Source organism: Pantoea phytobeneficialis, assembly GCF_009728735.1.
Taxonomy (GTDB): domain Bacteria; phylum Pseudomonadota; class Gammaproteobacteria; order Enterobacterales; family Enterobacteriaceae; genus Pantoea; species Pantoea phytobeneficialis.
In genome coordinates this window covers 3013823-3028089 of sequence record NZ_CP024636.1, presented here as the reverse complement: position 1 = coordinate 3028089, position 14267 = coordinate 3013823, and the positions used below count along the sequence as shown (strand labels likewise).

The window sequence follows — 14267 nt, the reverse complement described above, 5'->3', positions numbered from 1 at the left end:
GGTTATTTCGTCACACACTCTGTCCGGATTGGATAAACAGTGTGCGGAAATAACCCTGACGGTAAACTCCACCTGGCACTTTTGGCCCTGATGGTGTATTACCCACAGCATGAAGAAAAAAATGGAGAGTTGTGATGAATCCACTGAAAGCCGGTGATACCGCACCGAAATTTAGCTTGCCCGATCAGGATGGCGAACAAGTAAATTTGGCCGACTTCCAGGGACAGCGCGTTCTGGTCTATTTCTACCCGAAAGCCATGACGCCGGGCTGCACCGTACAGGCCTGCGGCCTGCGCGACAACATGGATGAATTGAAAAAGGTCGGTGTGGAAGTGCTGGGTATCAGCACTGACAAACCGGAGAAGCTATCGCGTTTTGCCGAAAAAGAGCTGCTGAACTTTACGCTGCTGTCTGATGAAGACCATCAGGTATGCGAACAGTTTGGCGTCTGGGGTGAGAAAACCTTTATGGGTAAAACCTACGACGGCATTCACCGCATCAGCTTCCTGATTGATGGTAATGGCAAGGTGGAGAAGGTGTTCGACGATTTCAAAACGTCTAACCACCACGAGATCGTGCTGGATTACCTCCAGTCAGCCTGATGAGCAACGGGTGCGTACCACGCACCCGTTTTCTTTAATTCACGATAGTTTCTTCCGGCCAGGCCCGAACCACCGCTTTGATTAACGTAGCCAGTGGGATGGCGAAGAACACACCCCAGAAGCCCCACAACCCACCGAAAATCACGACCGAGAGAATGATCACCAGCGGGTGCAGGTTGACCGCTTCCGAGAACAGAATCGGCACCAGGACGTTACCATCCAACCCCTGAATCACCAGATAAACCACAAACATGGTCCAGAAGTCGCTGCCCAGGCCCCACTGGAACAGCCCCACGCCAATGACCGGGATGGTCACCAGCATCGCACCGATATAAGGGATCAGGACCGATACCCCAACCAGCACCGCCAGCAGCAGCGCGTAGTTAAGGCCGAGCAGCAGAAACGCCAGCCAGCTCACCACGCCCACCGCCACCATCTCCAGCACTTTGCCGCGAATATAGTTGGTGCTCTGTTGGTTCATCTCCTGCCACACCACGCCTGCCAGGCCACGGTTGCGCGGCAATACGCGACGCACCGCATTTAACATCTGCTCTTTATCCTTCAACAGGAAAAACACCATCAGCGGCACCAGCACCAGGTAAATCATCAACGTCATCAGCCCAACCAACGACGCCAGTGAATATTTCACCAGCGACTCACCTAGCCCGGTCAGGCGGCTGCGTAAGTTTTCGACCACGATGTCGATGATGCCCGCATCCACCAGTGCCGGATAACGCTTCGGCAGTCCGGCGGCAAACAGGTAAAGTTTGTTGAGCATATTGGGGAGATCGCGGGTGAGGTTGATGCCCTGCTGCCATGCGACGGGTGCAACAATCAACACCATCACCAGCACGATACCGCCGAACAGCACCAGCACGATGCTGGAAGCCCAGGTGCGGCTACATCCCACCCGCTCTAAACGGACTGTTGGCCACTCCAGCAGATACGCCAGCACCAGCGCCACCAACAGCGGGGCCAGCAAGCCACTAAAGAAGAAGAGGATAAGAAACGCCGCCAGCAAAATTGCCACCAGGCCAATTGCCTGGGGATCGCTAAAGCGACGTCTGTACCATTGAATAAGCAGAGCCAGCATACCTTTCCTTTCCCGTAACGGTGCGATTTATCGCGCAAACCCGTGCACTATACGGGAAAAATCTGCGCGATAAATCGCGCCGCTACAAATCCATAATGTCTCTTTAACGCGTAATACTACTGACCAGCGCATCCTGCCCGGCCAGCATCACACAATTTCGTCCGGCATTTTTCGCCTGATACAAGGCCGCATCGGCCTGTTTCAGGCTCTGCTCCTGTGAGCCGTTGTCCGGCTGCCACAGCGCGATACCCACCGAGATGGTGATATTCCCCACCGCATCAATCCAGCTATCAGCAATGCTTTGACGCAACCTTTCGGCGATGATTCTCGCCTCTTCCGGCGCAGTCCCCGGCAGCAACATCAAAAACTCTTCGCCGCCATTACGACAAACCACATCGGTCTGACGAGCACTGCTTCGCAACGCCTGCGCCACTTTTTTGATCACCTCGTCACCCACGTCATGACCAAAGTTGTCGTTGACCCGTTTGAAGTGATCAATATCCAGCGCCAGCACTGCAAACGGCTGACGCATGGCAAGGAAGTAATCCAGCACCGCACCGAGGCCGCGTCGGTTAAGCAAATTTGTCATCGGATCGGTCTGGACTTCGGATTTCAGCCGTCCGATTTTATCCTGCACCAGACCGATACCGGTCAGCATCGCGCGTTTAACCTGCGCGGCTTCAAAGTACCAGGCGCGGATACCATTGATCTCACCGGACACGCTTTGGGTATCCATCTGGCTGGCCTTACGCGCCAATTGCCACAGCGGTAAGGCAATCAGACGCGAAAGAATGACTGCCGCCAGCAGGGTTAACAACGCAAAAGGCACCGAGTTTTTCAACACTTTCAACAACAGGCCGGAGAGCGGTGCCAGCGTCACGTCGGTCGGTTTCAGCGCTACCACCATCCAGCCGGTGGTGGGCACAATCGCATAACCGGCCAACTTCGATGTCTCTTCATCCATCAATTGCAATGAACCGTTAGTCCGATTCTGACGCTCCTGGTCACTGATAATCCCCGGTACCGTTTTACCAATCAGTTGACTGTTCTGGTGATACAGCACCTGGTCATTACGATCCAATACATAGACATGCGTGCCATCGCGATAAAACTGCTCGCCGAGTAACGCATTGAGAATACTTTTCTTTTTCAGATAAATCGTGCCGCCAATGTAGCCCAGATAGCGTCCATCGTTGCTCCAGATTGGCCAGGAAACAAACACAATCAGGTTATTCGCTACCGAAAGCGTCGGTTTACTGACCATAGGTTGGCGTTTCGCCAGGGCTTCACGCGATGCCTGACTGGTGAGATGCATACCTTTTAACATCATCGATTCCGGTGAAATGGCTTTCACTACGCCATCGGTATCGACTATCGCCACCGAGTTGAAGCTGTTGGTTTGCTCGCGCAGGCGATTCACCTCTCCCTGAGCCAACTCAGAGTTATCAAAATCATTGCCCAGTTTTGTCGCGCTGTAGTGCAACTGTGATTCAGCCAGTTGAAAGAAGACTTCAGTGGTGGAAGCCAGTTTGGTGGCATAAGCGCGATTGGCTTCGAGGGTGCTTTCGATCAGGACCATGCGTTGCACCCGCCATGTTGCGTACAACGCATTAGCGAGCGTGATAACAATACTGGTGATCGCCAGCAGCATGATTAGCGTGCGCAGATCAGTTTTAGGCCAGATGCGCGTTAACATGGCGCACCCGCCATCAGGAGTCTGTTCATCATTGGTGTGCCTGGCAGTCTTGTTATTGTTGGACGTACTTACCCTGGTGAGGTAACGGAGAATTGTACACCCACAACCCAATTTGAGCACTAAGCATCCTGCCGACACCCCAATTCTTTTGCTTTTATCTGGCGCTAATTAGTCAATTAATCCGTTTATATCGTAAAAGGGAAACGGTCCGGGATAATCGTCAATCGCACAAAATTTCGCGATGGCTTTCGACTGGGTGCCCCAGTTAGCCCATTCCGACGTGCAGTTGTAGCAAATCGGGGTCAGCAACTTGAGTCAACCCGCTGAAGAACGAACAAGATGACAGCAGCGCATGCTGCCGTCTGGGGAAAATTACAGCATCAGGAAGGCATAACCTTCGTTTTGCAGCGTCGCCACGGTGGTGCCGCTGGAGAGGGTATGCGTCACCATCGGGTCAATCCATTCACGCTCCAGTTGATGGAAAGCCACCGACTGATCGCAAATCGATACCTTGACCCCGGCTTTTTCCAGTTCGCTGATTAACTTCAGGTTAGGGTTATCCACGCCGTAGGCTTTGCGGAACTGTTCATTGTTCAGCGCTGCGGGGACTGCATCGCTATTGATCGACACCACAAAGTTCAGTTGCTCCAACGGCACACCGGCAGCGTAATAAAGATTCGTTACCCGTGCCACCCGCTCCAGCCCGAGATTTGGCTGGCGAATATCCCCCTCACTGCGGTTAATCTGGAACACGATTTTATTGCTTAAACCAGGCGTGCTGGCCGGATTGTATGCAGGCGTGTCAACAAAGTGGATCTTGCCGTAACCCGCGATTGCTGGCGTGCTCCAGAAATCGGCCGGTTCGGTTTTCTTATCCGCAAAGCGGTCGCTGAATTTATTGACCATATCGGGAATCTGGAGCACATTGCCGCCAACAAAACCGGCCAGTGCTGCCACAACAATGTATGTCGCTGGACGCATTTCACTTCTCCTCAACCATCATCAAAATGCCTGTTTACATTTGCAACCACGCATAACCCTGATTTTGCAGCGTCGACACCGTGGTCGGGCTGGAGAGCGCGTGAATCACCGATTTATCGATCCAGTCATTGGGATAATGATGAAACGCCACCGACTGATCGCACACCGACACCTTTACCCCTTGCTTGTTCAACTCCGCAATCAGCGGCAGATTGGGGTTATCGGTGCCATAAAATTGTTTGAAATGCGTGTTATCCAGCATCGCCGGGGTGGCATCTCCGGTGACCGATACCACAAAATGCAGCTGATCGGCCGGTACGCCCGAGGCGATGTAGAGATTAACCACCCTTGCTACGCGCTCAAGGCCGAGATTAGGCCGGGCAATATCACCTTCGTTTTTAGTGAGCTGAAAGACGATCTTGTTGCTCAGTCCAGGCACAGGTTTAAAAGCGGCATCGGCTTCGTAATGGATCTTGCCGTACCCTTCGATACCTGGGGTACTCCAGAAACCTTCCGGGTCCGCTGGTGGAGCAGAAAAGTGGTTCATTACACGTTGATAGATGTCATCGCTTCTGCTGACGACAGCACCGACAAAACCCCCAACAATCGCGATCAGGGCCCAGGAGACAGCAGTACGCATAGAGATACTCCGGCAGGCATGGAAAGTCCGTTTGAACAAAGTACGTTATCTATACCACACCAGGACAACGCCTAAAGCAGGCGGATTTACTGCCCGCGCACGGTTTACTTGCAGGAAAAATAATTAGCGAGACTAATTGAATAACAACCTTGATGGAGCCTGAGCGAGGAGTTGAAAAATAGCTGGTCGGAAGTTTTGCCGGTAACAGGGATTGTCATGACAAACACCGACTTAAAATATGGCCGTCTTAATGTACAGTGCCGCATTTAACCTTTTGTGGCATGATAAAGAATGTCGATGGATAAAATGGGCCAGTTCGGGCTTAGATAGCTTGTTTTTCAGAGAAAACCTGGAAAAACTTATGCCAGGTTCAATAATTTTGAGTAACTTTACCAATCTTTAATCTGAGCCAACCGAAAACAGCCTGCTGGCGTCCAGGTCGCTTTATTCAAATTTTTGCTGCTTTTATCAACAGACAACAGCAACATTTTGCATTCATCACATCCCCCTGCTTTGCTTGCTTGTATGCTGCGGGTGGTTAAGATAAACAATCATCCCAACATTCGTAGCGGCGCGATTTATCGCGCGTCTTTCAAAACTGCGCGATAAATCGCGCCGCTACGAATGGGCGTTAACTGAGTGGCTTTACAGAACATTTGCACCACTTAACGGTCCAATTTCCGGACACTTTTTACAGGATCAAGGCATGTTTAACCGGTTGAAAAAATCAGCGCTGGCAGCCCTTATTCCTGCGCTGCTTCTCACACCTGTGCTGAGCGTCAGGGCTGACGTGAGCGACTCTCTGCCCGATATTGGCACCACGGCAGGCGCAACGCTGTCGATTAACCAGGAATTACAGATTGGTGATTTCTATGTACGACAACTGCGGGCCAGTGCACCACTGATCAACGATCCGCTGTTAAATCAATATATCAATCAACTCGGACAGCGGCTGGTGGCGCACGCCGATTCGGTGCGTACACCGTTTCATTTTTATCTGATCCAGAATGATGAGCTGAACGCCTTCGCCTTCTTCGGTGGCAACGTGGTGCTGCACTCGGCGTTGTTCCGCTTTACCGATAACGAAAGCCAGCTGGCATCGGTGATGGCGCATGAAATTTCGCACGTCACCCAGCGCCATCTGGCGCGTGCGATGGAAGAGCAAAAACGCAACGCACCGCTGACCTGGGTCGGCGCGCTTGGCTCGATTCTGCTGGCTATTGCTAACCCGCAAGCGGGTATGGCCGGGTTAATGGGCACCCTCGCCGGGACCCAACAGGGTATGATCAGCTTTACGCAAGCGAATGAACAGGAGGCCGATCGCATCGGCATTCAGGTGTTGCAGCGTGCCGGGTTTGATCCCCAGGCGATGCCAAATTTCCTGCAAAAACTGGCTGACCAGAGCCGCTTCTCTTCCAAACCCCCGGAAATTCTGCTGACTCACCCCCTGCCCGATAGCCGCCTGGCGGATGCGCGCAACCGCGCGAACCAGATGCGACCGGTGGTGGTGCAATCATCGCAGGATTTTTATATGGCGAAGGTACGCGCACTTGGCATGTATTCCACCGGTCAAAACCAACTGACAGATGACCTGCTCGATCAATACGCCAAGGGCAATACCCGCGAACAGCAGGCTTCACAATACGGCAAAGCGGTGCAGTTTTTGCAGGCGAAAAGCTTTGAAAACGCGAAGAAAATCATCTCCCCGATGCTGACTAAACAACCGGATAATGTCTGGTTTCTCGATATCATGAGCGACATCGACATCGGTCTGAATCAGCCACAACAGGCCATCAAGATGTTGAGCAGCGCCAAGGGCAGCAACAGCAATCCGGTAATTCAGCTCAACCTCGCCAATGCCTATGTCGAAGCCAAACAACCGGCCAATGCCAGCCGTATTCTTCATCGTTATACCTGGTCGAATCCCAACGATCCTAACGGCTGGGATCTGCTGGCGCAGGCATCGGCAGCCCAGGGTTTACAAGATGAGGAGTTGTCGGCACGCGCGGAGGGCCTGGCGTTAAATGGTCAGATGGATCAGGCGATCAGAGCGCTTAGCAGCGCCAGCGCCCAGGTGCCGCTCGGTAGCCTGAAACAGGCGCGTTATGACGCGCGCATTGATCAATTTAGAGAGCTGCAAAAACGCTTCCAACAGTATCAAAAAGGATCTTAATCATGGTGACCATTTATCATAATCCACGTTGCAGCAAGAGCCGCGAGACGCTGGCGCTGCTGCAACAGCAGGGAGTGCAGCCGGAAGTGGTGCTGTATCTGGAAACACCGCCTGATGCGCAAACGCTGAAAGCGTTGCTGAAAAAACTGGGTATGACGAGTGCACGCGAGCTGATGCGCCGCAAAGAAGATCAGTATAAATCGCTGGGGTTAGCTGAACCCGGTCTTAGCGAGGATCAGCTGATTCAGGCGCTGGTTGAGCATCCCAAACTGATCGAGCGCCCGATTGTGATCAACGGTGAACAGGCGCGCCTTGGCCGCCCGCCCGAAGCGGTGCTGGAGATTATTTAAAGCCCCAGCGCTTCTTTAACAAAGGGAATGGTGAGTTTACGCTGCGCGCTGATGGAGGCGCGATCCAGTCGATCCAGGGTTTCAAACAGAGTACGCATTTCGCGGTCGAGGCGTTTCAACAGGAAACGCCCGACATCCTCCGGCAATTCAAAGCCGCGGATCCCGGCACGCAATTGCATCGCCTGCAACTTGTCGTCATCCGACAATGGCTGTAAACGGTAAATCTGGCCCCAGTCGAGACGTGATGCCAGATCCGGCAACCCGAGATTGAGCTGGCGCGGCGGGCGATCGCCGGTGATCAACAGACGGGTTTTGCCGATTTCCAGAATGCGGTTATAGAGATCAAAGATCGCCATCTCCCACTCGGCGTCCCCGGCGATGCACTCGATATTATCGATGCACACCAGTGCCAGATGCTCCATCCCTTCCAGCACTTCCGGTACGAACCAGGTGCGTTTGTCCAGTGGGACATAGCCGACCGCTTCACCGCGTGCCGACATTTCGGCACAAGCAGCGTGCAGCAGATGGCTGCGGCCACCACCTTCGCGCGACCAGAAATAGAGATAGCTGCCGTGTTGTTGCACCAGCGCCCCCTGAAGTGCAGCTAACAGGGACGGATTTTCCCCAGGCCAAAAGCTGGCAAAGGTTTCGTCATCAGGTAAGTAAAGTGGCAGTGAAAGCTGTGCCGGCGTGTTCAGAAGCACCTCAGCGTATGAACGGGCAGAAAACGGGGCAAGTCTATCACGATCCTCGCCAGAGATGAACCGGGCTTCCCTGCCCGGCAAACGCGCTTAGGGTTCGCGTTGCTCTTCAGCATCCAGAACCACTTCTTCCGGACGTAACAAGCTAATTACGCGGAAGATCAGGCTGAGTGCCACGCCAACAATGGTCGCCAGCGCCATACCTTTCAGCTCGGCGGCACCGATATGCACTTTGGCACCGCTGACGCCGATGATCAGGATCACCGAAGTGAGGATCAGATTCTGCGCTTTGTTGTAATCCACTTTGGATTCAATCAGCACACGAATACCTGAAGCACCGATCACCCCGTACAGCAGCAGTGACACGCCACCCATCACCGGCACCGGAATCGCCTGAATCGCGGCGGCCAGTTTGCCGACGCAGGAGAGCAGAATCGCCAGGATTGCCGCCCCGCCGATCACCCAGGTGCTGTAGACACGGGTGATCGCCATGACGCCAATGTTCTCACCGTAGGTGGTGTTGGGGGTTGAACCAAAGAAACCGGAGATCATGGTGGAAAGGCCGTTGGCGAACATGGAACGATGCAGGCCCGGATCGCGGATCAGATCTTTTTTCACGATATTCGCCGTCACCACCAGGTGACCAACGTGCTCGGCGATCACCACCAGCGCCGCAGGCAGAATGGTCAACATCGCCGCCCACTCAAAACGTGGCGTATAGAACGTCGGCAGTGCAAACCACGGCGCATTCTCAACCGACGCCCAGTTTACGATGCCCATAAAAGAAGAAAGCGCGTAGCCAACCAGCACACCAATCAGAATCGGGATAATGGCAAAGAAGCCACGGAACAGCACGGAGCCAAACACGGTAACACCCAGCGTCACCAGCGAAATAAACACGGTGGTGCCATCAGGTGAGGTGCCCTCAGCAGGCAGCAAACCAGCCATATTGGCCGCCACGCCCGCCAGCTCAAGGCCGATAACCGCCACAATCGCACCCATTGCCGCAGGCGGGAACATCACGTCCAGCCAGCCGGTGCCCGCCTTTTTCACTATCAGGGCAACAACACAGAACAGGAAACCGCAGAGGATGAAGCCGCCCAACGCGACTTCATAGCCCAACGGTAACAGCAGCAGGACCGGAGAAATAAAGGCGAAGCTGGAGCCGAGATAAGCCGGGATTTTCCCTTTACAGATGAAGAGATACAGCAGCGTCCCTACCCCGTTAAACAGCAGCACCGTGGCCGGGTTGATGTGAAACAAAATCGGCACCAGCACGGTTGCGCCAAACATGGCGAACAGATGTTGCAGACTGAGTGGAATGGTTTTGAGTAGCGGCGGTCGTTCGCTAACGCCGATGGCGCGACGAGTCATTCAGTGATCCCCTTGAGTTGTGTGGTGCATTTTTGCCAAAAAAAAGCCGACTCTCTGGCCGGCTGCTTTATTTATTTGGTTCCGAAAATCTTGTCGCCGGCATCGCCGAGACCAGGAATAATGTATCCCTTCTCGTTCAGGCCTTTGTCGATTGAAGCGGTATAGAGTTCAACGTCCGGATGCGCTTTTTCCAGCGCGGCAATACCTTCCGGTGCCGCCACCAGCACCAGCACCTTGATGCTGTTACAACCGGCTTTTTTCAGCAGGTCGATAGTCGCGATCATCGAGCCGCCGGTTGCCAGCATCGGATCCACCACCAGCGCCATGCGCTCTTCGATGTTGGAAACCAGTTTCTGGAAGTACGGTACCGGTTCCAGCGTCTCTTCATCACGGTAAACGCCGACCACGCTGATACGCGCGCTCGGTACATGTTCCAGCACGCCTTCCATCATGCCCAGACCGGCACGCAGAATCGGTACGACGGTAATTTTTTTGCCTTTGATTTGTTCGATTTCTACCGGGCCATTCCAGCCTTCAATCGTAACGCGCTCGGTTGCCAGGTCGGCAGTGGCTTCATAAGTCAGCAGGCTGCCAACTTCTGACGCCAGTTCGCGGAAGCGTTTAGTACTGACATCATGCTCACGCATCAGGCCCAGTTTATGTTTGACCAGCGGGTGTTTGACTTCCACGATCTTCATGATTGTTCTCCCGGAATTGAGTTGAGCTAAAAAAAAATCGCGGGATTATACCGCCTTTTTCCTGCTGCGCCATATGTCATTGGTCAATACAACGCCTTCCACCATCTGAGATTAAGGATTAGCGAAAAAGCGGTGCCGTGCAAAGGGGGCGTGAGATGGGACTCGCAAACGTTTGCCTGCGCTGGTAGAATTACGCCGCTTTATTTTAACCACCAACCGCAACTCGCGTGGGGATTCCGCAGTGACCGACAAGACCTCTCTCAGCTACAAAGACGCCGGTGTTGATATTGACGCAGGTAACGCTCTGGTTGACCGCATTAAAGGCGTAGTGAAAAAGACCCGCCGCCCGGAAGTGATGGGTGGACTGGGGGGCTTTGGCGCGCTTTGTGCGCTGCCGCAGAAATACCGCGAGCCAGTGCTGGTCTCCGGCACCGACGGCGTCGGCACCAAGCTGCGTCTGGCGATGGATCTTAAGCGCCATGACAGCATCGGTATCGATCTGGTGGCGATGTGCGTGAACGATCTGGTGGTGCAAGGCGCTGAGCCGCTGTTCTTCCTCGACTACTATGCCACCGGCAAACTGGATGTCGACACCGCTTCCTCGGTGATCACCGGTATCGCTGAAGGTTGTTTGCAATCAGGCTGTGCGCTGGTTGGCGGTGAAACCGCAGAGATGCCTGGCATGTATCACGGCGAAGATTACGACGTGGCGGGTTTCTGCGTCGGCGTGGTGGAAAAATCAGAGATCATCGACGGCTCGAAAGTGCAGGATGGCGATGTTCTGATCGCGCTGGGTTCCAGTGGCCCGCACTCTAACGGTTACTCGCTGGTACGTAAGATCCTGGAAGTCAGCCAGACTAACCCGGAAACCAAACAGCTGGAAGGCAAACCGCTGGCCGATCATCTGCTGGCACCGACCCGCATTTACGTGAAAAACATCCTGAGCCTGATCGAACAGGTTGATGTGCACGCCATTGCGCACCTGACCGGTGGTGGCTTCTGGGAAAACATTCCGCGCGTACTGCCGGATAACACTCAGGCGGTGCTGGAAGAAAGCAGCTGGCAGTGGCCGGCAGTGTTCAACTGGTTGCAGCAGGCCGGTAATGTTAGCCGTCACGAAATGTACCGCACCTTTAACTGTGGCGTGGGCATGGTGATTGCGCTGAGCGCAGCCGAAGCTGATAAAGCGGTACAGCTGATGACTGACGCAGGTGAGCAGGCGTGGAAGATTGGTGTGATCAAAGCGTCTGATTCTGAAGAGCGTGTGGTTATCAACCCATGAAAAAACTGGTTGTACTGATCTCCGGCAACGGCAGCAATCTTCAGTCCATCCTTGACGCCTGCGCAAGCGGGCGTATTAACGGCAGCGTGGCTGCCGTTTTCAGTAATAAATCCTCAGCGTTGGGTTTAACCCGTGCGCAGGAAGCCGGTGTGCCGACTCATGCGCTGGCTGCCAGTCAATTCGCTGACCGTGAGGCCTTTGATCGCCAGCTGATGCAGGAGATTGATGCTTACGCCCCTGATTTGGTGGTGCTGGCGGGATATATGCGTATCCTCAGCCAGGCATTTGTCGCGCATTATCATGACCGTCTGGTCAATATCCACCCTTCCCTGTTGCCAAAATATCCCGGTCTGCATACCCATCGGCAGGCACTGGATAATGGCGACGCAGAGCATGGTACTTCGGTGCATTTCGTCACCGATGAACTGGATGGCGGGCCGATTATTTTACAGGCGCGCGTACCGGTGTTTGCCGATGATACGGAAGAGGATGTTACCGCCCGCGTGCAGCACCAGGAACACGCCATCTATCCGCTGGTGATTAGCTGGTTTGTGGAAGGACGTTTGCAGATGCGCGAGGGTGCGGCCTGGCTGGATGATCAACCGCTGCCACCGCAGGGCTACGCTCACGATTGATCTCAGATTCAATACTGGCTTCGCGCGATAAATCGCGCCGCTACCGTATTTGCAACCCTCCGTAGCGGCGCGATTTATCGCGCTTGTTTTTTGTGCCGCGAAAATGGCGCAGCGACATTCATAGCCCGGCATTCAGGTCGCATTTCATATGCGTCCAGCCCTGATAATTTTTGACTTCAGGTATCCGGTCCGGCAGGTTCTGGAAGTTGGTGTAATACTGGTTTACCGAGCGATGTAAAATGCGCGGATCGATATATTCACGGCCCCATAATGATGTATCCAGGCCTTCAGCCGGACGTATGGCATCGATATGGTGCGGTATTTTTCTTCCCCTGAACTCCACAACATAATCCACACCTGTTCCGCCGGGTTGCAGACGCGGGTCATCGAAAGGGTGAGAAGACATATAAATACGGCCCTGTCTGGTCAGCAGAAACCCCTGGTCGTTGATAATCGTGGCAGAGACAATGTCATCATATTTAGGTGCATTAGAACCATTGTCCTCTTCACCTTTAATTGACGCATTTTGCCAGGTTTTTCCGTAGTCTTTGGAAACCACAAATCCTGCTTCACCCCAGTTAGGAACCGCTATATATCGTTCAGAGGCATTAATATAGGGTTTGGTAAAAATTCGGTAAAACTGAGACCATATTTCGCTCCGAATGCCTCGTTGCTGATCCACGAACCAAAGTTCTCCCTCACAATTATAACCTTTCAGCTCCAGCCAGCGGTGGTCATCAAACCGGTACACTACCTGTACCGGTTTCTGGCGTGGTTTTAACAAGTTGTGCTGACATCCGCTAATCATGAACAAAGCAACAACCACTATCGTTGATGTAAATCCTTTTATATATTTCAGCATCATTAAAACACCATTTTTTGGCCGGTGGAGGGGATATCATAATGACTGGCCGGTTCCGGCATATCCCACTGAGGTAACGGGATCTCTTTATGATGAAATTCTCCAGGTCGAGCCGGATCAATTTTGGTTGCGGGATGGTATTCATTAACGACGCCAAATTCACCTTTTGGTAAAACATCATTGGGCTTATTCATGAAACGCTTCGTTTTCTTTTGGGACAACTCGCCAGATTTGTAATAAGTCTTAGTATCCTCATCCGGATTATACTTATGCCGCCAGTCGGCCAGCTTTCTCAGCCGTAGCCAGAATTCCGGATCCTCAAACGCCATACAGTTACCAATCGCCAGGTCATACGCCACCGCTTTTTCCTGTACATTCGGATCCATCACAATGGCCGAGTGCTGACTGAATTTGACCGGGTCACCATATTTCGCCATCTCTTCAATTTCCTGGTCGGTTTTGTTCCGCAACAACCGATATTCCATACGCTGCTGAGAACCAATAACCCGGCCGCCGGTAAACTGCGTTTTGTAATAATAATTCACCGCACTCAATTCATTTTCAGTGAGTACATGCCCCGGTTGCATAAAATAGGCGTGTAGCTCCAGCACCGGCCGGGTTTCTTTTACCTGCCATACGCCCTCGTGGGCTCGGGCGGAATAATCGATATAGCGATCCTCTCCCGCAATACCGGTTTTAAACTTCATCTCCCCTTCATTGCTGCTGCCCATCATGGTCAGTTCAAACACCTGTGGCAGCGCTTCGGCATTGATAGTTACACCGCTGTGATGCGGATAGGTCGCGTTGGTGGCCCAACCGTCATAGCGGAAATCTCCTTCTTGCCAGGCNGGTTTCTCAAACGGCTGACCCGTCGGGTTGCCTCCGGTGGTATAGCGCTGGCAAAACGCCCGCTGGTAAAGGTTCTCCATCCCGGCGGCTAACTGGTCAGGGATCCCTCGCCAGCCAAAACCCTGCACGCTCTGGAGCGACACGATGCCATCGTCCGGGCAGAAGTAGTTGTACACCCGACCATAATTGTTGCGGCCGTAGCGCGGGTCGCTGTGCCACTGGTGTTTGCGCGCCAGCGTACCGTCGTTCATCATCGCCTGCACAAAGTCCGGGTGATAGCGCCCGGCAGGATCATATTTGGGGTTAGTCGCCATCAGCCGACAAAAGTTAC

Annotated in this window: 14 protein-coding genes; 5 read left to right on the top strand and 9 right to left on the bottom strand. The window is 53.4% G+C overall.

Going from position 1 to position 14267, the window contains the following annotated elements:
* The first annotated feature begins 134 nt into the window (after nucleotides 1–134).
* On the top strand, nucleotides 135–602 hold the full coding sequence (gene bcp, locus CTZ24_RS14055; protein WP_208723841.1) for a thioredoxin-dependent thiol peroxidase: 468 nt from the start codon (nucleotides 135–137) through the stop codon (nucleotides 600–602).
* Nucleotides 603–636: 34 nt separating this feature from the next.
* Here bcp and CTZ24_RS14050 read toward each other — a convergent pair whose 3' ends face one another.
* From CTZ24_RS14050 to CTZ24_RS14035, 4 genes are all read right to left on the bottom strand, one after another.
* Entirely contained in the window at nucleotides 637–1695 is a 1059-nt protein-coding gene (locus tag CTZ24_RS14050) for an AI-2E family transporter (RefSeq protein ID WP_208723840.1), read from the bottom strand.
* Between the two features lie 103 nt (nucleotides 1696–1798).
* On the bottom strand, nucleotides 1799–3391 hold the full coding sequence (locus tag CTZ24_RS14045) for a sensor domain-containing diguanylate cyclase (protein ID WP_208723839.1): 1593 nt from the start codon (nucleotides 3389–3391) through the stop codon (nucleotides 1799–1801).
* Between the two features lie 372 nt (nucleotides 3392–3763).
* Nucleotides 3764–4372, bottom strand: coding sequence for a DsrE family protein (locus CTZ24_RS14040; protein WP_208723838.1), 609 nt, complete (start codon nucleotides 4370–4372; stop codon nucleotides 3764–3766).
* A gap of 34 nt (nucleotides 4373–4406) precedes the next feature.
* Nucleotides 4407–5012: a DsrE family protein gene (locus CTZ24_RS14035; protein WP_036626447.1), complete on the bottom strand. Its 606-nt coding sequence runs from the start codon at nucleotides 5010–5012 to the stop codon at nucleotides 4407–4409.
* 706 nt (nucleotides 5013–5718) lie between these two features.
* On the opposite strand from CTZ24_RS14035, the gene bepA reads away from it, so the two are divergent.
* Entirely contained in the window at nucleotides 5719–7185 is a 1467-nt protein-coding gene (bepA, locus tag CTZ24_RS14030; protein ID WP_021184319.1) for a beta-barrel assembly-enhancing protease, read from the top strand.
* Between the two features lie 2 nt (nucleotides 7186–7187).
* Nucleotides 7188–7535 carry an arsenate reductase (glutaredoxin) gene (gene arsC / locus CTZ24_RS14025; protein ID WP_208723837.1) on the top strand — a complete coding sequence of 116 codons (348 nt, stop codon included), beginning with the start codon at nucleotides 7188–7190 and terminating at the stop codon, nucleotides 7533–7535.
* Here arsC and hda read toward each other — a convergent pair.
* From hda to upp, 3 genes are all read right to left on the bottom strand, one after another.
* Nucleotides 7532–8239: a DnaA inactivator Hda gene (gene hda / locus CTZ24_RS14020; RefSeq protein WP_021184321.1), complete on the bottom strand. Its 708-nt coding sequence runs from the start codon at nucleotides 8237–8239 to the stop codon at nucleotides 7532–7534. The genes arsC and hda overlap by 4 nt on opposite strands.
* Before the next feature lie 87 nt (nucleotides 8240–8326).
* A complete protein-coding gene (gene uraA / locus CTZ24_RS14015; RefSeq protein ID WP_208723836.1) occupies nucleotides 8327–9610 on the bottom strand; it encodes a uracil permease in 1284 nt (427 codons plus the stop codon).
* A 71-nt stretch (nucleotides 9611–9681) separates the two neighbouring features.
* Complete coding sequence (upp, locus tag CTZ24_RS14010; RefSeq protein WP_021184323.1) at nucleotides 9682–10308, bottom strand: uracil phosphoribosyltransferase; 627 nt, start codon at nucleotides 10306–10308, stop codon at nucleotides 9682–9684.
* A 241-nt stretch (nucleotides 10309–10549) separates the two neighbouring features.
* Here upp and purM point away from each other — a divergent pair, with 241 nt between their 5' ends.
* Both purM and purN read left to right on the top strand, forming a co-directional pair.
* On the top strand, nucleotides 10550–11590 hold the full coding sequence (purM, locus tag CTZ24_RS14005) for a phosphoribosylformylglycinamidine cyclo-ligase (protein WP_013510051.1): 1041 nt from the start codon (nucleotides 10550–10552) through the stop codon (nucleotides 11588–11590).
* Nucleotides 11587–12225, top strand: coding sequence for a phosphoribosylglycinamide formyltransferase (purN, locus tag CTZ24_RS14000; RefSeq protein ID WP_208723835.1), 639 nt, complete (start codon nucleotides 11587–11589; stop codon nucleotides 12223–12225). The genes purM and purN overlap by 4 nt, the downstream gene beginning before the upstream one ends.
* A gap of 118 nt (nucleotides 12226–12343) precedes the next feature.
* Here purN and CTZ24_RS13995 read toward each other — a convergent pair whose 3' ends face one another.
* The gene (locus CTZ24_RS13995; RefSeq protein ID WP_208725560.1) at nucleotides 12344–13087 is read right to left on the bottom strand and encodes a T6SS immunity protein Tli3 family protein; all 744 of its coding nucleotides are present in this window, start codon (nucleotides 13085–13087) and stop codon (nucleotides 12344–12346) included.
* 2 nt (nucleotides 13088–13089) lie between these two features.
* On the bottom strand, nucleotides 13090–14250 hold the full coding sequence (locus CTZ24_RS13990) for a T6SS effector phospholipase Tle3 domain-containing protein (RefSeq protein WP_437180278.1): 1161 nt from the start codon (nucleotides 14248–14250) through the stop codon (nucleotides 13090–13092).
* Nucleotides 14251–14267: the final 17 nt, after the last annotated feature.